This window comes from Streptomyces sp. NPDC054961, assembly GCF_053609145.1.
Map to the genome: position 1 here is coordinate 152,900 of NZ_JBSGWY010000010.1, position 17,967 is coordinate 170,866.

Sequence of the window (17,967 nt, forward strand, 5' to 3'; positions counted from 1 at the left end):
GGGGTCCCCGAGCGCTGTAGCAACACCCCGGCGGGGGGGGGGGGGGCCCCCCCGCGCCGGGGGGGGGCGCCCCCCCCCGGGGGGGGCGCCCGGCCCCCCGCCCCCCCCCCCCCCCGTCCGTGCCGCGTCTCAGACGTAGCGTTCCAGGATCGAGGACTCCGCCAGGCGGGACAGGCCCTCGCGCACGCTGCGCGCCCGTGCCTCGCCCACGCCGTCCACCGTCTGCAGGTCGTCCACACTGGCGGCCAGCAGCTTCTGCAGTCCGCCGAAGTGCTCCACCAGCCGCTCGATGATCGCCCCGGGCAGCCGGGGAACCTTCGCCAGCAGCCGGTAGCCCCGCGGGGACACCGCGGAGTCCAGCGTTTCCGGTGACCCCGTGTACCCCAGGGCCTTCGCCACGATCGCCAGCTCCAGCAGCTCCGGATGCGTCAGCGCGTCCAGGGCCGGCAGGGCCTCCTCCACCGTGCGCGAACGCTTCGGCGTCGGCTCCGGCACGTAGTCGCGGATGACGAGCTCCCGCTCCTGCTCGATCCCGACCGTCAGCTCGTCCAGCTGCAGCGACAGCAGCCGGCCGTCCGTGCCGAGCTCGATGACGTACTCCGCGATCTCCGTCGCGATCCGGCGGACCATTTCCAGCCGCTGCGCCACCGCCGTGACGTCGCGGACCGTCACCAGGTCCTCGATCTCCAGCGCGGACAGCGTGCCCGCCACCTCGTCCAGGCGGAGCTTGTACCGCTCCAGCGTGGCCAGTGCCTGGTTCGCCCGCGACAGGATCGCCCCGGACTCCTCCAGCACGCGCCGCTCGCCGTCCACGTACAGCGCGATCAGCCGCATCGACTGCGACACCGACACCACCGGGAACCCGCACTGCTTCGAGACGCGGTCCGCGGTCCGGTGCCGGGTGCCCGTCTCCTCCGTGTGGATGGAGGCGTCCGGCACCAGCTGGACGCCCGCGCGCAGGATCTTGGTGATGTCCTTGTCCAGGATCAGCGCGCCGTCGAGCTTGCACAGCTCACGCAGCCGGGTCGCGGTGAACTCCACGTCCAGGACGAAGCCGCCCGTGCACATCGCCTCGACGGACTTGTCCATGCCGAGGACGATCAGCCCGCCGGTGTTGCCGCGGACGATCCGTTCCAGGCCGTCGCGCAAGGGCTGACCAGGCGCGACCGCGCTCAGCGAGGCGCGCATCATGGCCTCCTGCTTGGAGCTCGCGCCCGACTTTCCGGATGCTGCTGCCCCGTCCTTGGCTGCCACTGCACTCCTCCGGTCGCGGGTTGTACCGCCTGCGTACGGCCGGGCGGACCATCCCGGAGTCTACCGGCGCGGCCCCGGCACCCGCGGTGCCTTGGCGCGCATCGCGGCACGAGGACCCCGTACGGCCTCTCTGACCTGCGGTTAGTCCGGCCGGGCCGGTCGCCGCCGGCCCCTGGCGGTGCCGCCGTTCCCCTCCCGCCGCGCCTCCGCCGCGCCGCCGCCGCGCCGCCGCCGCGCCGCCCGGCTCCGGGACTACTCGGCGGCCCGCTCCTTCGCCGGAGGGCGCGGACGCCCGCGCGGCAGGACCCGCAGCGCGTCACCCATGTCGGCGACCTCCGTCACCTTCATCCCGGCCGGCACCTTGCCCGGGTCCACCGGGACCAGTGCGTGCGTGAAGCCCAGCCGGTACGCCTCCGCGAGCCGCCGCTGGACGCCCGTCACCCGCCGCACCTCGCCCGCGAGGCCGACCTCGCCGATCGCGACCAGGTTCTTCGGGAGCGGCACGTCGCTCGCGGCCGAGGCCAGCGCCAGCGCGATCGCCAGGTCCGCGGCCGGCTCGGTGAGCTTCACGCCGCCCACGGTGGCGGAGTAGATGTCCCGCTTCCCGAGCGCCGTGATCCGGCCGCGCTGCTCCAGCACCGCCAGCATCATCGAGACGCGCGAGGTCTCCAGCCCGGACGTGGTCCGGCGCGGCGAGGGGATCTGGGAGTCCACCGTCAGCGCCTGCACCTCGGCGACCAGCGGGCGCTTGCCCTCCAGCGTCACCGTCAGGCAGGTGCCGGGGACGGCCTCGGCGCGGCGGGTCAGGAACAGCCCGCTCGGATCGGCCAGGCCGTTGATCCCCTCGTCGGTGAGCTCGAAGCAGCCGACCTCGTCCGTGGTCCCGTACCGGTTCTTCACGCCGCGCACCAGGCGCAGCCGCGCGTGCCGGTCGCCCTCGAAGCTCAGGACGACGTCGACCAGGTGCTCCAGCAGCCGCGGGCCGGCGATCGCCCCGTCCTTGGTGACGTGGCCGACGAGCAGCGTGGCCATCCCGCGTTCCTTCGAGGCCCGGATCAGCGCCCCGGCCACCTCCCGGACCTGCGCCATGCCGCCGGGCGCCCCGTCGATCTCGGGGGAGGCGACGGTCTGCACGGAGTCCATGATCAGCAGTGAGGGCTTCACCGCGTCGAGGTGCCCGAGCACGGCGGACAGGTCGGTCTCGGCCGCGAGGTACAGATGGTCGCTGAGCGCGTTGATCCGGTCGGCCCGCAGCCGCACCTGGCTCGCCGATTCCTCGCCCGTGACGTACAGGGTGCGGTGCTCGTCGCTGGCCGCCTTCGCCGCGACGTCGAGCAGCAGCGTCGACTTGCCGACGCCCGGCTCGCCCGCGAGCAGCACGACCGCCCCGGGGACGAGGCCGCCGCCCAGCACCCGGTCCAGCTCGCTCACGCCGGTGCTGCGCGCGGTCGCCGTCCGTACGTCGACCTGCGCGATCGGCACGGCGGCCGTGGTGACCCGGCCGGCCGCGGTGGTCCGCACGGCGGGCGCGCCGCCGACCTCCTCGACGGTGCCCCAGGCCTGGCACTCGGGGCACCGGCCGAGCCACTTGGCGGTGGCGTACCCGCACTCGGTGCAGCGGTAGGACGGCCGGTCCTTGGCGGATGAACGAGATGTACGGGCAGCCATGCGGCCCACCGTAGCCGCCGCCACCGACAGCGCCCGGGGCGGTGCCGGTCCGTTCCGGTCCGATCCGGTCCGCTCCGGGGCGGAGAGGGCGGACGGCGTCAGGGCCGGTGTCAGCACAAGCCCGATCTGTTCACCCGTAAGGGCTAAAACCGGGTAAGGCTTCCGGAGCGCCACCGGCGTGCCGCCTACGGTCGCCAAGTGAACAGCAGCAACCAGGGAGACCCCGCTTCGCGCACCGGCGCACACCGGGCGCACGGGCGCACGCCCACCGAGGGGACCGGGGCGGAACAGCAACAGCCGCCGTTTCGCCACGAGCCCTACCTGGACGGTCTGTTCACGTACTGCCTCTCCGTCCTGTGCGACCACGACACCGCCACCGACGTCCTCGGCGACGTCCTGGCCGTCGCCGAGCGGCATCCGGGCCGCTGCCCCGACGAGGGGGACCGGCGGGCCTGGCTGTACGCCCTCGCGCGCTGGGCCTGCCTGCGCCGGCTGGCCGAGCGACGCCGTACACGGCGCGGGCACGGCTACGGCCACGGCTACGCGGGAGCGCATTCCGCCCGGCGCGCACCGGAGCGTGCCGGCCGCGACCGGGTGCCCGGTCCGGCTCCGGTGCACGCCACGGGGACCGCGGCCGCCGACATGAACGCCGCGTCGAACGCCGCGTCGAACGCAGCGTCCGCGGCCGGAGTCCCGGCCGGCGGACTCGACGTATCGGCCTACCGCCGCACCGAGCTCGCCCGCCTCGCCTGGCCGGAGGCCGCCGGCACCACGCCCGAGCAGCGCGAGGCCCTCGAACTCGCCGTCCGCCACCGCCTCGGCGTCCCCGAACTCGCCGCCGTCCTCGGTACGCCCCCGGCCGCGGCCCGCGAACTGCTCTCCGGCGCCGCCTGCGAGGTCGAGCGCACCCGCGCCGCCCTCGCCGTCGTGGAGACCGGCAGCTGTCCGACCGTCTCCCGGCTCACCGGCGACGACGGCGAGGGCGGCGGGGACGGGAACCTGCTGCTGTCCTCCTCCCTGCGCGCCGAGCTCGTCCGCCATGTCGACGACTGCCCGCGCTGCCGCCGCGTCGCCGAGCGCGTCGGCGCCGACGGACCCTGGCCCGGCTCGGGCGGCATCGACACCGCCTCAGCCCTCCCGCTGGTCCCCGCCCCGCGCACCGCGGTGCGTGTCGCGATGCTCCGCTCCGGCAGCGGCCGCCGGGTCCCCGGGTCGGGCCCGCGCTTCAACCGCACCGGCTTCCCCATGGATCCCAAGGACCGGGCGGCCCGCCGCGACCGGCTGCGCGCCCGCGCCGTGACCACCACCGTGGTCGCCACCGTCGTGGCGGCGCCGGTGCTGGCCCTGTGGGCGGCGTACCGGGGTGCCCCGAACACCGGGGAGTCCGTCGGCGGAGCCACCCGCATCTCGGCGAGCGAGGCGGAACTCCCGCCGCCGCGCACCGACGGCCGCCCGCTGACGGCCTACGAGAACGCGGGCAACACCGCCCCCGTCACCGACGGCCCGGACTTCGCCACCGGCACCGCCGCCCCCGACGTCTCCGTCGAGGTCATCAGCAGCGGCGCACCGCCGTCCGCCACCCCCGGCGCCCCCGGCCGGCTGACCGCGACCGCCTCCTCGCACGGCTCGACCACCCTGCTGACCCTCACGGCCTGGGGCGGAGCACCGGTCGACTGGCGGCTGTGGTCCGACGGTCCGTGGCTGCGCGCCAGCCGGACCGCGGGGCGGCTCGCGCCAGGAGAATCGGTCACCCTGAGGATCGACGTGGACCCGCAGACCCAGCCCGTCGGGGCCTGGTCGGCCCGGGTCGGCGTGGATCCGGGCGGCGCGGTGATCTCCATCCAGGGCCGCGGCCGCCCCGCGGCCACGCCCACTCCCGCGCCCACCCCGACCGACCCGCCGGCGTCACCGACCCCGCCGGCGTCACCGTCCCCCACGCCGACCCCGACCCCGACCCCCACGCCGACCCCCACGCCCACGCCGACACCGTCTCCGGCGCAGTCGCCCGACCAGAGCCCGGACCCGTCGACGGGAGCGGGCGCCCCGGCCTGAACCCGGACGCGGGCCCAAGCCCGGGCCTGAACCCGGACCCAGGCCCGGGCCCGGCCACCCCCTAAGCGGGCGGGGCCGGATCGGCCGGGTGCGGCGCCATCGGCAGCAGCGAGGACAGCCGCTCCTCGCACAGCCGCACGAGCGCGTCGTAGCCCTCCTTGCCCATCAGCTCCGTCAGCTCGGCCCGGTACGACACGTAGACCGGGGAACCGGCGCCGTGCGCGGACGTGGCCGAGGTGCACCACCAGTGCAGGTCGTGGCCGCCCGGACCCCAGCCGCGCCGGTCGTACTCGCCGATCGACACCTGCAGCACGCGCGTGTCGTCGGGCCGGTCGATCCATTCGTAGGTCCGCCGGATCGGCAGCTGCCAGCACACGTCCGGCTTCGTCTCCAACGGCTCCTTGCCCTCGCGCAGGGCGAGGATGTGCAGCGAGCAGCCGGCTCCGGCCGGGAAGCCGGGACGGTTCAGGAAGATGCAGGCACCGTCCCAGCGCCGGGTCTGCTTCTCCCCGTCGTCGTCGTGCTGCGTCCAGCCGGTCTCGCTGCCGACGTCGTGGAACTGCCACAGCTCCGGCGTGAGCCGCGCCACGTGTCCGGCCACCCGCTTCTCGTCGTCCTCGTCGGAGAAGTGGGCACCGAGCGTGCAGCAGCCGTCGTCCGCCCGGCCGGCCTGGATGCCCTGGCAGCCGCTGCCGAAGATGCAGGTCCAGCGCGACGTCAGCCAGGTCAGGTCGCAGCGGAAGACCTGCTCGTCGTCGGCGGGATCGGGGAACTCCACCCAGGCCCGCGGGAAGTTGAGCCCCTTCTCGTCGGCGGCCCGGGCGGCCTTCGAGAGCTTCGGGGGCTTGACGGGCTTGACGGGCTTCGCCGGCTTCGCGGCCTTCGGCTGCTTCCCGGGCTTCGTCTTCTCCGCCGGGCTGCCCGCGGAGCCGTCCGGGAGGCTGTCCGACCGGGACGTGGACTTGTTGGCCTTCTTCGTATTTGGCACAAACCCCAGCCTAAGCGCCCCTTACTCCACCCCTACGCCTCCGGCCCAGTAGCGTTTCCCCCCATGAGACTCGGTGTCCTTGACGTGGGTTCGAACACGGTCCATCTGCTGGTGGTCGACGCACACCCCGGCGCGCGTCCGCTCCCGGCGCACTCCCACAAGGTGGAACTGCGGCTGGCGGAGCTGCTCGACGGGGACGGTGCGGTGACGCCGGAGGGCGTCGAGCGGCTGGTCTCCGTCATCGCCGCCGCGGCGCAGGCCGCCGAGGACAAGGGCTGCGAGGACGTGCTCCCCTTCGCGACCAGCGCGGTACGGGAGGCCAGGAACGCGGACGAGGTCCTCTCGCGGGTCAAGGCCGAGACGGGCATCGACCTCGCCGTCCTGAGCGGTGAGGACGAGGCCCGCCTGACCTTCCTGGCCGCGCGGCGCTGGTTCGGCTGGTCCGCGGGGAAGCTGCTGGTCCTCGACATCGGCGGCGGCTCGCTGGAGATCGCCGTCGGCATCGACGAGGACCCCGACGCGGCGGTCTCCCTCCCGCTCGGCGCGGGCCGCCTCACGGCGGGCTGGCTGCCGGGCGACCCGCCCGACCCGTCGGACATCCGCGCCCTGCGGCGCCACGTGCGGGCGCAGATCGCCCGGAAGGCCGGCGAGTTCAACCGCTTCGGGACCCCGGACCGGGTGGTCGCCACGTCCAAGACCTTCAAGCAGCTGGCCCGGATCGCGGGCGCGGCCCGCTCCGCCGACGGCCTGTACGTCCAGCGGGACCTGACCCGCAAGTCCCTGGAGGAGTGGGTCCCGCGGCTGGCGGCGATGACCACGGCCCAGCGGGCCGCGCTCCCCGGCGTCTCCGACGGCCGCTCGAACCAGATCCTCGCGGGGGCGCTGGTCGCGGAGGGCGCGATGGACCTCCTCGGCGTCGAGTCCCTGGAAATCTGCCCGTGGGCCCTGCGCGAAGGCGTCATCCTCCGCCGGCTCGACCACCTTCCGACGTAACCGGCTCCGGGGGAGGGACGCCCCGGAGGTGGTCCGCCCCGTAACCTGTCCCCGTGGCACAACCAGTCCGGATCCCGACCGCGAAGGTCGCCCTTTCCACCGCCTCCGTCTATCCGGAGTCGACGGCGACCGCTTTCGAGATCGCCGCGCGCCTCGGCTACGACGGCGTCGAGGTCATGGTCTGGACGGACCCGGTGAGCCAGGACGTCGACGCGCTGCGCCGGCTCTCCGACCACCACCAGGTCCCGATCCTGGCCGTCCACGCCCCCTGCCTCCTCATCACGCAGCGCGTCTGGTCCACGGACCCCTGGACCAAGCTCCAGCGGGCCCGGGCGGCGGCGACCCGGCTCGGCGCGACCACGGTCGTCGTCCACCCGCCCTTCCGCTGGCAGCGCCAGTACTCCCGGGACTTCGTCTCCGGCATCTGGCGGATGGCGCAGGAGACCGACGTCCGCTTCGCCGTGGAGAACATGTACCCCTGGCGCTACCGCGACCGCGAAATGCTCGCGTACGCGCCCGAGTGGGACGTCACCAAGGACGACTACCGCCACTTCACGGTCGACCTCTCGCACACCGCGACCGCCCGGACCGACGCGATGGCGATGATCGACCGGATGGGCGACCGGCTCGCGCACGTCCACCTCGCCGACGGAAACGGGTCCGCCAAGGACGAGCACCTCGTCCCCGGCCGCGGCAGCCAGCCCTGCGCCGAGCTGCTGGAGCGGCTCGCCGCGACCTCCTTCGACGGTCATGTCGTCATCGAGGTCAACACCCGCCGCGCGATGTCCTCCGCGGAGCGCGAGGCCGACCTCGCCGAGGCCCTGGCCTTCACCCGCCTCCACCTCGCCGCCTCGCCCACGAGCACCGGGCTCACGGACACCGCTTCCACGCACACCGGGCCCACGGGCACCGGATCCACGGACACCGCGTCCACCCGGCCGACGCCCCCCGCCTCCCCCGCGGCCCGCCCGTGACGGTCCCCGCCGAGCGCCCCCGCCGCGGCCCCGGCCGTCCCCGCCAGGACGAGGCCGACGAGGGCCCGGGCACCCAGGAGCGGATCCGGCTCGCCGCCCGCTCCGAGTTCGCGGCGCGCGGCTACGACAAGACCTCCGTGCGCGGGATCGCCAAGGCCGCCGGCGTGGACCCGGCCCTGGTGCACCACTACTTCGGGAGCAAGGACGAGCTCTTCGCCGCCGCGATCGAGCTCAGCATGGAGCCCGCCCTCGTCGTCCCGCAGATCATCGGCTCCGGCCCGGACGGCATCGGCGAACGCCTCGCCCGCTACTTCCTGGGCATCTGGGAGAACCCGGTCAGCCGCGCCCCGCTCCTCGCCGTCATCCGCTCCGCCCTCACCCACGAGGCCGCGGCCGCCGTCCTGCGCCGGCTGATCCTGCGCCGCGTCCTGGAACGGGTCGCCGCCGACCTGAACGTCCCCGACCCCACCTTCCGCGCGGAGCTGGCCGCCTCGCACATGATCGGCATCGCGCTCCTGCGGTACGTGGTCCAGGTCGAGCCCCTGGCGTCCGCCGATCCGGAGGAGATCATCGCCCTGGTGGCCCCGACCCTCCAGCGCTACCTGACCGAGGAATGACCCGGGAGGGACGGGGGAAGGTCCGAGTGCGGCCCCGGACGAACGGGGACGACCGGGCCGGACCGGGCTTGACCGGGGACGACCGGGGAGGACCGGACTTGACCGCGGCCGTGACCGAGGGCTGATCACCCCGTCCCGCCATCCGGACGCGGCGTCCGCATCGCGGGCAAGAGGCGTAGCCTCGTAACCGAGCCATATCCACAGCGCGGCGGGCCGTGTGGCGCCGCCGCACTCATGGGGAGTGAACCCGATGCCCGAGCTGAGGTCCCGCACCGTCACCCACGGCCGCAACATGGCAGGCGCACGTGCGCTGATGCGCGCCTCGGGCGTAGCGAGTGCGGACATCGGGAAGCCGATCATCGCGGTCGCCAACTCCTTCACGGAGTTCGTCCCCGGCCACACCCACCTGGCCCCGGTCGGCCGCATCGTCTCCGACGCCATCCTCGCCGCCGGCGCCGTCCCCCGCGAGTTCAACACCATCGCGGTCGACGACGGCATCGCCATGGGCCACGGCGGCATGCTGTACTCGCTGCCCTCCCGCGACCTGATCGCGGACTCGGTCGAGTACATGGTCGAGGCGCACTGCGCCGACGCCCTGATCTGCATCTCGAACTGCGACAAGATCACCCCCGGCATGCTGATGGCCGCCATGCGCCTCAACATCCCGGTCGTCTTCGTCTCCGGCGGCCCGATGGAGGCCGGCCAGGCCACCCTCGTCGACGGCACCGTCCGCAAGCTCGACCTGATCGACGCCATGGTCGACGCCTCCAACGAGAACGTGTCCGACGAGGACGTCCTCCGCATCGAGGAGAACGCCTGTCCCACCTGCGGCTCGTGTTCGGGCATGTTCACCGCCAACTCGATGAACTGCCTCGCCGAGGCCATCGGCCTCGCCCTCCCCGGCAACGGTTCGGTCCTCGCGACGCACACCGCCCGCCGCGCCCTGTACGAGGCCGCCGGCCGCACGATCGTCGAGATCACCAAGCGCCACTACGAGCAGGACGACCACTCCGTCCTTCCGCGCTCGATCGCGACCCGCGAGGCCTTCGAGAACGCCATGGCGCTCGACATCGCCATGGGCGGCTCCACGAACACGATCCTCCACCTCCTCGCCGCCGCGCAGGAGGCCGGACTCGACTACGACCTCACGGACATCGACGAGGTCTCCCGCCGGGTCCCGTGCCTGTCCAAGGTCGCGCCGAACGTCGCGCCCGGGGGCACGTACTACATGGAGGACATCCACCGGGCCGGCGGCATCCCCGCCATCCTCGGCGAGCTGCACCGCGGCGGGCTCCTCAACAAGAACGTCACCAGCGTCCACTCCGACGGCCTGGAGGACTGGCTCGCGACGTGGGACGCCCGCTCCGGCACGGCCTCGGAGGAGGCCATGGAGCTGTGGCACGCGGCCCCCGGCTGCCAGCGCTCCGCCTCCGCCTTCTCCCAGTCCGAGCGCTGGGACACCCTCGACCTCGACGCCGAGGGCGGCTGCATCCGCTCCGTCCAGCACGCGTACTCCAAGGACGGCGGCCTCGCCGTCCTGCGCGGCAACATCGCGGTCGACGGCTGCGTCGTGAAGACCGCCGGCGTCGACGAGTCGATCTGGACCTTCGAGGGCCCGGCCGTCGTCTGCGAATCGCAGGACGAGGCCGTCGACAAGATCCTCCGCAAGGAGATCAAGGCGGGCGACGTCGTCGTCATCCGCTACGAGGGCCCGCGCGGCGGTCCCGGCATGCAGGAGATGCTCTACCCGACGTCCTTCCTCAAGGGCCGCGGCCTCGGCAAGGTCTGCGCCCTGGTCACCGACGGCCGCTTCTCTGGCGGCACGTCCGGTCTCTCCATCGGCCACGCCTCCCCGGAGGCGGCCTCGGGCGGCACGATCGCCCTGGTCGAGGACGGCGACCGGATCCGGATCGACATCCCCAGCCGCTCGATCGACCTGCTGGTCTCCGACGAGGAACTCGCGGCCCGCCGCGAGGCCCTGGGCGGCGTCTACGCCCCGAAGAACCGCGAGCGCAAGGTCTCGGCGGCCCTGCGCGCCTACGCGGCGATGGCGACGAGCGCCGACAAGGGCGCGGTCCGCGACGTCTCCCTGCTGGAGCGCTGACCCACCACGGCTCCTCCCCGCCGCCCGGGCCCGTCCACGGTCCCGGGCGCCGGGACGTGCGGCCTGCCGGCCCCGTCCGACCCCGTCGGGCGGGGCCGGACCCGTTTCACCAGCCGGCGGGATCCCCGGCCGCCACCGCGAAGACCGTCCCGTCGGGCGCGGAGGCGTAGACCCGCCCGCCCCCGACCGAGGGCGAGGGCAGCGTCGCCGCGAAGGTGTCCTTCCCGGCCCCGATCCGCGGCTTCGTCTGTCCCAGCAGCCGCCCGGCGCCCGCGTCGACGGCGATCAGCCGCCCGTCCGACGCGCTCAGGTAGACCCGGCCGTCGGCGAACACGGGCCGGGAGGCCAGGGCCACGCCCGTCTCCAGCCGCCACGCCTCCCTCGTGGCGTCCACCGCCACGAGGGCGCCGGTGGCCCCGAACACGTACACGACCCCGTCCGGCCCCACCGCCGCCTGCGTCTCGTACAGCGGGGAGCCGAGCTGGACCCGCCGTACGGCGCGGGTGGCGAGGTCCACCCGGACGACCGCCCCGGTCCTGGCCTGCACGTCGTTGTCCAGCAGGTACATCCCGCCGCCCGCCGCACCCACCGGATGCAGCAGTCCCGGCGACCGGACCTGCCAGCGCGGCGCCCCGCTCGCCGGGTCCACCGCCGAGAGCTGCGTGCTCCTGCCGTCCTTGTCGGGCGTGGCCACGTACACCGCGGCGGGCCCGCCCGCCTCCTGGGCGCCGCCCCACCACACGGAGCCGACCCCGCCGATCCGCTTCGACCAGCGCTGGGCCCCCGTCGCGGAATCCAGCGCGACGACCGTGCCGTCCACCGCCGTGATCAGTACGTGGCCGCCCGCGGGCAGGGCGTGCGCGCCGCTCGGCAGGGCCCGGTTCCACCGCTCCGCGCCCGTCGCCGGATCCAGCGCCCGGAGCAGTTCGCTGCCCGGCGCCACGGCGAGGACCACCCCGTCCCCGGGCAGGGGCGCGCTGTCGGACGCGGGCCGGGAGTCCGGCGCGGTCGCCCGTACGGACCACGCCGTCGACCCGTCGGCGGGGTCGAGCCGTACCGCGGCCGACTCGGGCCCCGAGCAGTACAGGGCCGGGGCCTGCCAGGAGCAGGCCGCGCCGCGCTCGCCCAGCCGCACCGACCACGGCGGGGCCTGCCGCTCAGCGGGGGCCCGCGGAGCGGCGAGCTGCCCGGAAGCGGCCCCAGTACCGGACGGGGCGCCGGGCGACATCCACAGGTAGCCGCCCACGGAACCGCCGGCCAGCAGCAGCCCGAGCCCCGCCGCGACGGCCAGCCGCCTCCGCCGCCGCCCGCGCACCGTCGACGCGTCCGCGTCCGCGGCCGCGTCCGCGGCCGTTCCGGCCTGCGGACCCGCCGCCGGTGACGGCCCCCGCAGCCGTCCCCGGCCGCGCCCCTGTCCCTGTCCCTCTCCTTGTCCCTCTCCTTGTCCCTGTCCCGGAAGGGCGATCCGGTCCCGCCGGTGCGTGGCCTGCTCCTCGGCCGCCGGCCGGCGCGGCTGCGGAATGAAGGCCTGGGTGTCCTCGTCCGTCGGGTAGGCCACCGCCCGCAGCTGCGCGATCAGCTCGTCCGCGCTCGGGCGCTCGGCCGGATCCTTGGCCAGGCACCGCGCGACGAGCGGGACCAGCCGCCGCGGCACCCCGGTGAGGTCCGGCTCGCTGTGCACCACCTGGTACGCCACGAGGTAGTGGCTGTCGGAGTCGAAGGGCCCCCGCCCGGTCGCCGCGTGCACCAGCACCGCCCCGAGGGCGAACACGTCGGCCGCGGTCCCCACCTCCCGGGGCCGCTGGAACTGCTCCGGCGCCATGAAGGGCGGTGTCCCGATCAGCTTCCCGGTCTCGGTCCGCAGGTCGCTGTCGGCGGGCCGCGAGATCCCGAAGTCGATGACCCGCACCCCGTCCGGGGCCATCAGCACGTTGCTGGGCTTCAGGTCCCGGTGCACGACCCCGGCCCGGTGGATGTCCCGCAGGGCCTCCGCGAGTCCGGCGGCGAGCCGGGCCAGTTCCCGGGGCTCGAGCACGCGCTCCCGTACCCGCTCGGCGAGCGTGGGGGCGTCGATGAACAGCGTGGCCATCCAGGGCCGCTCGGCATCGGGGTCCGCGTCCACGACGGGCGCGGTGAACGCTCCGCTCACCCGCCGGGCGGCCGTGACCTCCTGGCGGAAGCGGGCCCGGAACTCGGGATCCACCGCGTGTTCGGCGTGGACGATCTTGACGGCGAGTTTCAGCCCCGACCCGGAGGTGGCCAGGTGGACGACACCCATGCCGCCGGAGCCGAGCACGGATTCGAGCCGGTACTGCCCGGCATACTCCGGAAACCCCGCGTAGTCCGCGCGCAGCGAATGCACCGGTCACCACCCCCGCCGGAGCCTAGTCGATGGCCCCGGCCAAACTCCAAGGTCCTGCTACCCTGCGCGAGTTGCGCAGTGCAACGACCAAGGGGGAGATTTCGCATGTCCGTTGAGAGTGATTCCAGCCAAGTCCAGAGCCTTGCCTCGGGGTCGGGATTCCCGCAGTTTCCGGTCGCGCCCGGCTACCGCGTGAACGTCCGCAGCGGCCCCGGCACCAACTACTCGGTCACCCGGGTCCTGCCGCTCGGCGCCTACGTCTCGATCCGCTGCCAGTGCGAGGGGACGAACGTGTCCGGCCCGTACGGCACCTCGAACATCTGGGATTGCGTCGGCAACGGCGAGTTCGTCGCCGACGCCTACGTGAAGACGGGCAGCGACGGCTACGTCGCCACCCACTGCGCCTGACGTCCATCCGGGCGATCCGCGCGTTCTGACCCGTGAGACGCCCCGGGCCCGTTCCGGCCGGCGGGGGATAATCGCTGGTGTGAGCGACGACCAGCGAGACCAGACCCCCGCCGAGCCGGCCGCCGGCGCCCCGGCCCAGGCGCCCGCACCCGCCGGCCCCCAGCCCGAGCCGATCCGGTTCTTCGGCACCACCTGGGTGCACCACGACGGCGGCTACGCCCTGCGCCGCGCCGGCATGGCCGTCGCCTCCCTGCTCGTCGCCGTCGCCGGCGCCTACCTGCTCCGCCTCTCCTACGAGGGCCTGGAGATCGGGAACGTCGGCGCGTTCCTCAGCATCTCGGTCGTCGTCCTCTTCGCGATCGCCAGTTCCATCGCCTTCGCCAAGACCTGGGACTCCTTCAGCCGCCGCGCGGCCCCCTCCTCGGACGAGGCGGCCCTCAAGGGCCTCAAGGCGATCGGTTTCATCGGCAGCCTCATCGCGTACTTCCTGCGCTGCTTCGTCGAGGCTCCCGGCGAGAAGCTGCGCCGCGCCGAGTACGAGCGCGCCGCGGCCGAATTCGCCCGCCGCCGCAGCTCCCGCACGGGCAACCCGGCCACCCGCCGCCCCAAGCGCAAGAAGTAGCCCGGCCACCCGCCGCCCCCCAGCGCGAGAAGCAGCCCGGCCGCGTGCCCCGAGGCTTGCACACGGGCACCGCCGGGAGCATTATTCATCACATGATGAATAACCAAGCGGCCGCCGCCGTCCACGCCCGCGACCTCACCGTTCGCCGCGGCACCGGCCGCAGCCCCCGCACCGTCCTCGACGCCCTCGCCTTCGACGTCCCCCGGGGCCGCATCACCGGCCTCCTCGGCCCCTCCGGCTGCGGAAAATCCACCCTCATGCGCGCCGTCGTCGGCACCCAGGCCCACGTCACCGGCACCCTCGACGTCCTCGGCCGCCCCGCCGGCCACCCCGAGCTCCGCTCCCGCATCGGCTACGTCACCCAGGCGCCCTCCGTCTACGACGACCTCACCGTCCGGCAGAACCTCGACTACTTCGCCGCCGTCCTCGACCCCGGCCGGGCCGCCGCGGACCGCCGCCACGAGACCGTCACCCGGGCCGTCACCGACGTCGACCTCACCTCCCACGCCACCGCCCTCGCCGGGAACCTCTCCGGCGGCCAGCGCAGCAGGGTCTCCCTCGCGGTCGCCCTCCTCGGCAGCCCCGAGCTCCTCGTCCTCGACGAGCCGACCGTCGGCCTCGACCCCGTCCTGCGCCGCGACCTGTGGAACCTCTTCCACGACATCGCCGCCACCCGCGGAGCCACGCTCCTCGTCTCCTCCCACGTCATGGACGAGGCCGAGCGCTGCCACGACTTGCTCCTCATGCGCGAAGGCCGCCTCCTCGCGCAGGACACCCCGGACGCCCTGCGCACCCGTACGAACGCCGACACCGTCGAAGAGGGCTTCCTGCGCCTCGTCGACGAAGCCAACGCCGCAGCCCGCCCGGCCGAGGACGACGCCCGCACCGACACCGCCACCACCGACGCCGCGGCCACCGGCGCCCGCACCGACGCCGCCCAGGGGAGCACCCGATGACCATCGCCCGCACCACCGCGACCGCCGCCCGCGTCCTGCGCCAGCTGCGCCACGACCCGCGCTCCATCGCCCTGATGCTGCTGGTCCCCCTCCTGATGCTGATCCTGCTGCGCTACGTGTTCGACGGCAGCCCGCGGACGTTCGACAGCATCGGCGCCAGCCTCCTCGGCATCTTCCCGCTGATCACGATGTTCCTGGTCACCTCCATCGCCACCCTGCGCGAGCGCACCTCCGGCACCCTGGAACGCCTCCTGGCCATGCCGCTCGGCAAGGGCGACCTCATCGCCGGCTACGCCCTCGCCTTCGGCGCCGTGGCCGTCGTCCAGTCCCTGCTCGCCACCGGAGTGGCCCTGTGGGTCCTCGGCCTCGACGTCGTCGGCTCCCCGTGGCTGCTGCTGCTCGTCGCCCTGCTCGACGCGCTCCTCGGCACCGCACTGGGCCTCTTCGTCTCCGCCTTCGCCGCGTCCGAGTTCCAGGCCGTCCAGTTCATGCCGGCCGTGATCTTCCCCCAGCTCCTGCTCTGCGGCCTCTTCGCCGCGCGCTCCACGATGCAGCCCGTCCTGGAGGGGATCTCCGACGTCCTGCCCATGTCCTACGCCGTCGACGGCATGACCCAGGTCCTCACCCACACCGACATGACCGCCGACTTCGTCCGCGACACCGTCGTCGTCGCGGGCTGCGCGCTCCTCGTCCTCGCCCTCGGCGCCGCCACCCTGCGCCGCCGCACTCCCTGACCGGCCCCGCGACCGGACCGTGGACACCTCCCCGCCGTCGCGCGCACGGGTGCAAGGATGACCACGCGGACACCGCACACGCGGCGCGCGTACACGCACCAACAGTTCGGCGAGGTGGATCGGGCATGACCCAGACAGTCGCAGTCCTCGGTACCGGCAAGATCGGCGAGGCTCTGCTCAGCGGAATGATCCGCGGCGGCTGGCCCGCCTCGAAGCTCCTCGTCACCGCCCGCCGCCCGGAGCGCGCCGAGGAGCTCGTCGCCCGCTACGGAGTCGAGGCCGTCTCCAACGCCGAGGCCGCCCGGCGCGCCGACACCCTCATCCTCACGGTGAAGCCGCAGGACATGGGCAAGCTCCTCGACGAGCTGGCCCCGCACGTCCCCGCCGGCCGCCTGGTCATCAGCGGCGCGGCCGGCGTCCCGACCTCGTTCTTCGAGGAGCGGCTCGCCGCCGGCACCCCCGTCGTCCGCGTCATGACGAACACCCCGGCCCTCGTCGACGAGGCCATGTCCGTCATCTCGGCCGGCAGCCACGCCACCGCCGCACACCTCCTGCACACCGAGGAGGTCTTCGGCAGCGTCGGCAAGACCCTGCGCGTCCCCGAATCGCAGCAGGACGCGGCGACCGCCCTGTCCGGCTCGGGCCCCGCCTACTTCTACTTCCTCGTCGAGGCCATGACCGACGCGGGCATCCTCCTCGGCCTGCCCCGCGCCCAGGCCCACGACCTGATCGTCCAGGCCGCCATCGGCGCCGCCGTCATGCTCCGCGACAGCGGCGAACACCCGGTCAAGCTCCGCGAGGCCGTCACCTCCCCGGCCGGCACCACCATCAACGCGATCGTGGAACTGGAGAAGCACGGCGTACGGGCGGCCCTGATCGCCGCCCTCGAAGCGGCCCGCGACCGCAGCCGCGAACTGGCCTCCGGCAACAGCTGACGGCCGGATCCCGGCAGGGCGCCGGTACGGGGCTGCGCGCGCAGCCCCGTACGGACCTTCCACGGAGGCCCCCCACGGCGGATCCTCCGAGGCGGCTCCTCAGGGCTCGAGCAGCCCGATGGCCCGGTACGCCCGGTCGACGACGGGCCGCGCCATCGCCCGGGCCCGCCCCGCGCCCTCGCGCAGCACCGCCTCCACCGCCCCGGGGTCGGCCGCGAGCCGCGCGTGCCGCTCCCGCACCGGCCGCAGCAGCTCCACCACGGCGTCGGCGACGTCCCGCTTGAGCGCCCCGTACCCGCTGTACCCGTCGGCGAGCTTCTCCGGCTCGCCCCCGGTGCACGCGGCGAGCACGTCCAGCAGGTTCGCGACCCCCGGCCGTGCGACCCGGTCGTAGACGACGCCGTCGTCCCCGCTGTCGGTGACGGCCCGCATCACCTTCTTCCGGACGACCTCCGGCTCGTCGAGGATGAACACCACCCCGGGCCCGGCGTCCCCGGACTTCCCCATCTTCGAGGTCGGGTCCTGCAGGTCCATGACCCGCGCGCCCACGGACGGATGCGTCGCCTTGGGCACGGTGAAGGTGTGCCCGTACCGCTGGTTGAACCGCACCGCCAGGTCCCGGGTGAGCTCCACGTGCTGGCGCTGGTCCTCGCCGACCGGCACCTCGTCCGCCCGGTAGGCCAGGATGTCGGCGGCCATCAGCGCGGGATAGGTGAGCAGCGACAGCCGCACGCCCTCCCCGGCGGCCTGGGCCTTCGCGGCCTTCTCCTTGTACTGGACCATGCGGCGCATCTCGCCGTCGGAGGCCGTGCACTCCAGTAGGTAGGACAACCGCGTGTGTTCGTCGACGTGGCTCTGGACGAACAGCGTGCACTTCTCGGGCGTCAGGCCGGCGGCGAGCAGCAGCGAGGCCGCTTGCCGGCTGAGCCGGCGCACCCGCGCCGGATCGTGCTCGACGGTGAGGGCGTGCAGGTCGACGACGCAGAACAGCGCCTCTTCGGGCCGCTGCTCGGCCGCCACCCACTGCCGTACGGCCCCCAGGTAGTTACCCAACGTCAGATGCCCGGTCGGCTTGACCCCGCTGAAGATCGTCGTCATGTCCCTGCTCCCTGCTCGTGTCGGTGTGGTGTCGACGCCACCGCGTCGGGCGACCGAGCCACTCCCGGGAGGGGAGGAACGAAAAACGGCCGCCGTGGGCGGCGGCCGTCGAGCGCATGCGTGCTCGTGTGGAGGGTCGGGCGCCGGCAGGCGGCCCCCCCCCCCAGGTGGGGCCCGCGCGCATGCGGAGTCCAGGTTCCCG

Annotated in this window: 15 protein-coding genes; 10 read left to right on the forward strand and 5 right to left on the reverse strand. The window is 74.2% G+C overall.

From position 1 onward, the window contains the following. Positions 1-129: 129 nt before the first annotated feature. The gene (gene disA / locus ACWF9Z_RS12930) at positions 130-1,254 is read right to left on the reverse strand and encodes a DNA integrity scanning diadenylate cyclase DisA (protein WP_215033185.1); all 1,125 of its coding nucleotides are present in this window, start codon (positions 1,252-1,254) and stop codon (positions 130-132) included. A gap of 252 nt (positions 1,255-1,506) precedes the next feature. Then, positions 1,507-2,922, reverse strand: a complete 1,416-nt coding sequence (gene radA, locus ACWF9Z_RS12935; protein ID WP_453601055.1) for a DNA repair protein RadA — start codon at positions 2,920-2,922, stop codon at positions 1,507-1,509. Between the two features lie 198 nt (positions 2,923-3,120). Here radA and ACWF9Z_RS12940 point away from each other — a divergent pair, with 198 nt between their 5' ends. After that, positions 3,121-4,974 carry a hypothetical protein gene (locus tag ACWF9Z_RS12940; RefSeq protein WP_453601058.1) on the forward strand — a complete coding sequence of 618 codons (1,854 nt, stop codon included), beginning with the start codon at positions 3,121-3,123 and terminating at the stop codon, positions 4,972-4,974. Positions 4,975-5,035: 61 nt separating this feature from the next. On the opposite strand, the gene ACWF9Z_RS12945 is transcribed toward ACWF9Z_RS12940, so the two are convergent. Further along, positions 5,036-5,962, reverse strand: coding sequence for a hypothetical protein (locus ACWF9Z_RS12945; protein WP_453601061.1), 927 nt, complete (start codon positions 5,960-5,962; stop codon positions 5,036-5,038). A gap of 63 nt (positions 5,963-6,025) precedes the next feature. Between ACWF9Z_RS12945 and ACWF9Z_RS12950 the strand changes: the two genes are divergently transcribed. The 4 genes from ACWF9Z_RS12950 (at position 6,026) to ilvD (ending at position 10,650) form a co-directional block, all read left to right on the forward strand. Then, complete coding sequence (locus ACWF9Z_RS12950) at positions 6,026-6,955, forward strand: Ppx/GppA phosphatase family protein (RefSeq protein ID WP_453601063.1); 930 nt, start codon at positions 6,026-6,028, stop codon at positions 6,953-6,955. A gap of 53 nt (positions 6,956-7,008) precedes the next feature. Continuing rightward, complete coding sequence (locus ACWF9Z_RS12955) at positions 7,009-7,929, forward strand: sugar phosphate isomerase/epimerase family protein (protein WP_453601066.1); 921 nt, start codon at positions 7,009-7,011, stop codon at positions 7,927-7,929. Next, entirely contained in the window at positions 7,926-8,546 is a 621-nt protein-coding gene (locus ACWF9Z_RS12960; RefSeq protein WP_453601069.1) for a TetR/AcrR family transcriptional regulator, read from the forward strand. Before ACWF9Z_RS12955 ends, ACWF9Z_RS12960 begins: the two co-directional genes overlap by 4 nt. A gap of 250 nt (positions 8,547-8,796) precedes the next feature. Then, complete coding sequence (gene ilvD / locus ACWF9Z_RS12965) at positions 8,797-10,650, forward strand: dihydroxy-acid dehydratase (protein ID WP_453601071.1); 1,854 nt, start codon at positions 8,797-8,799, stop codon at positions 10,648-10,650. A gap of 106 nt (positions 10,651-10,756) precedes the next feature. On the opposite strand, the gene ACWF9Z_RS12970 is transcribed toward ilvD, so the two are convergent. Continuing rightward, on the reverse strand, positions 10,757-13,012 hold the full coding sequence (locus ACWF9Z_RS12970) for a serine/threonine-protein kinase (protein WP_453601074.1): 2,256 nt from the start codon (positions 13,010-13,012) through the stop codon (positions 10,757-10,759). Positions 13,013-13,117: 105 nt separating this feature from the next. Here ACWF9Z_RS12970 and ACWF9Z_RS12975 point away from each other — a divergent pair, with 105 nt between their 5' ends. The 5 genes from ACWF9Z_RS12975 to proC all read left to right on the forward strand — a co-directional run bounded on the left by ACWF9Z_RS12975 (position 13,118) and on the right by proC (position 16,667). Beyond that, positions 13,118-13,420, forward strand: coding sequence for a peptidase (locus ACWF9Z_RS12975; protein WP_453601076.1), 303 nt, complete (start codon positions 13,118-13,120; stop codon positions 13,418-13,420). A 79-nt stretch (positions 13,421-13,499) separates the two neighbouring features. Further along, positions 13,500-14,042: a hypothetical protein gene (locus ACWF9Z_RS12980; RefSeq protein ID WP_453601079.1), complete on the forward strand. Its 543-nt coding sequence runs from the start codon at positions 13,500-13,502 to the stop codon at positions 14,040-14,042. Between the two features lie 92 nt (positions 14,043-14,134). Next, the gene (locus ACWF9Z_RS12985; protein ID WP_453601082.1) at positions 14,135-14,998 is read left to right on the forward strand and encodes an ABC transporter ATP-binding protein; all 864 of its coding nucleotides are present in this window, start codon (positions 14,135-14,137) and stop codon (positions 14,996-14,998) included. Next, positions 14,995-15,732 (forward strand): ABC transporter permease, encoded by a 738-nt coding sequence (locus ACWF9Z_RS12990; RefSeq protein ID WP_453601084.1) that lies wholly within the window; start codon positions 14,995-14,997, stop codon positions 15,730-15,732. Before ACWF9Z_RS12985 ends, ACWF9Z_RS12990 begins: the two co-directional genes overlap by 4 nt. A 125-nt stretch (positions 15,733-15,857) precedes the next feature. Continuing rightward, positions 15,858-16,667, forward strand: coding sequence for a pyrroline-5-carboxylate reductase (proC, locus tag ACWF9Z_RS12995; RefSeq protein WP_453601087.1), 810 nt, complete (start codon positions 15,858-15,860; stop codon positions 16,665-16,667). A 99-nt stretch (positions 16,668-16,766) separates the two neighbouring features. Here the strand turns inward: proC and trpS are convergent, their stop codons facing one another. Beyond that, positions 16,767-17,765, reverse strand: coding sequence for a tryptophan--tRNA ligase (gene trpS / locus ACWF9Z_RS13000; RefSeq protein ID WP_453601089.1), 999 nt, complete (start codon positions 17,763-17,765; stop codon positions 16,767-16,769). Positions 17,766-17,967: the final 202 nt, after the last annotated feature.

Excerpts from the sequence above, each read along its gene's own strand:
- ilvD (WP_453601071.1), top strand. The coding sequence starts at position 8,797 with ATGCCCGAGCTGAGGTCCCGCACCGTCACCCACGGCCGCAACATGGCA.
- radA (WP_453601055.1), bottom strand. The coding sequence starts at position 2,922 with ATGGCTGCCCGTACATCTCGTTCATCCGCCAAGGACCGGCCGTCCTAC.
- ACWF9Z_RS12990 (WP_453601084.1), top strand. The coding sequence starts at position 14,995 with ATGACCATCGCCCGCACCACCGCGACCGCCGCCCGCGTCCTGCGCCAG.
- ACWF9Z_RS12975 (WP_453601076.1), top strand. The coding sequence starts at position 13,118 with ATGTCCGTTGAGAGTGATTCCAGCCAAGTCCAGAGCCTTGCCTCGGGG.
- proC (WP_453601087.1), top strand. The coding sequence starts at position 15,858 with ATGACCCAGACAGTCGCAGTCCTCGGTACCGGCAAGATCGGCGAGGCT.
- ACWF9Z_RS12950 (WP_453601063.1), top strand. The coding sequence starts at position 6,026 with ATGAGACTCGGTGTCCTTGACGTGGGTTCGAACACGGTCCATCTGCTG.
- ACWF9Z_RS12985 (WP_453601082.1), top strand. The coding sequence starts at position 14,135 with ATGATGAATAACCAAGCGGCCGCCGCCGTCCACGCCCGCGACCTCACC.
- trpS (WP_453601089.1), bottom strand. The coding sequence starts at position 17,765 with ATGACGACGATCTTCAGCGGGGTCAAGCCGACCGGGCATCTGACGTTG.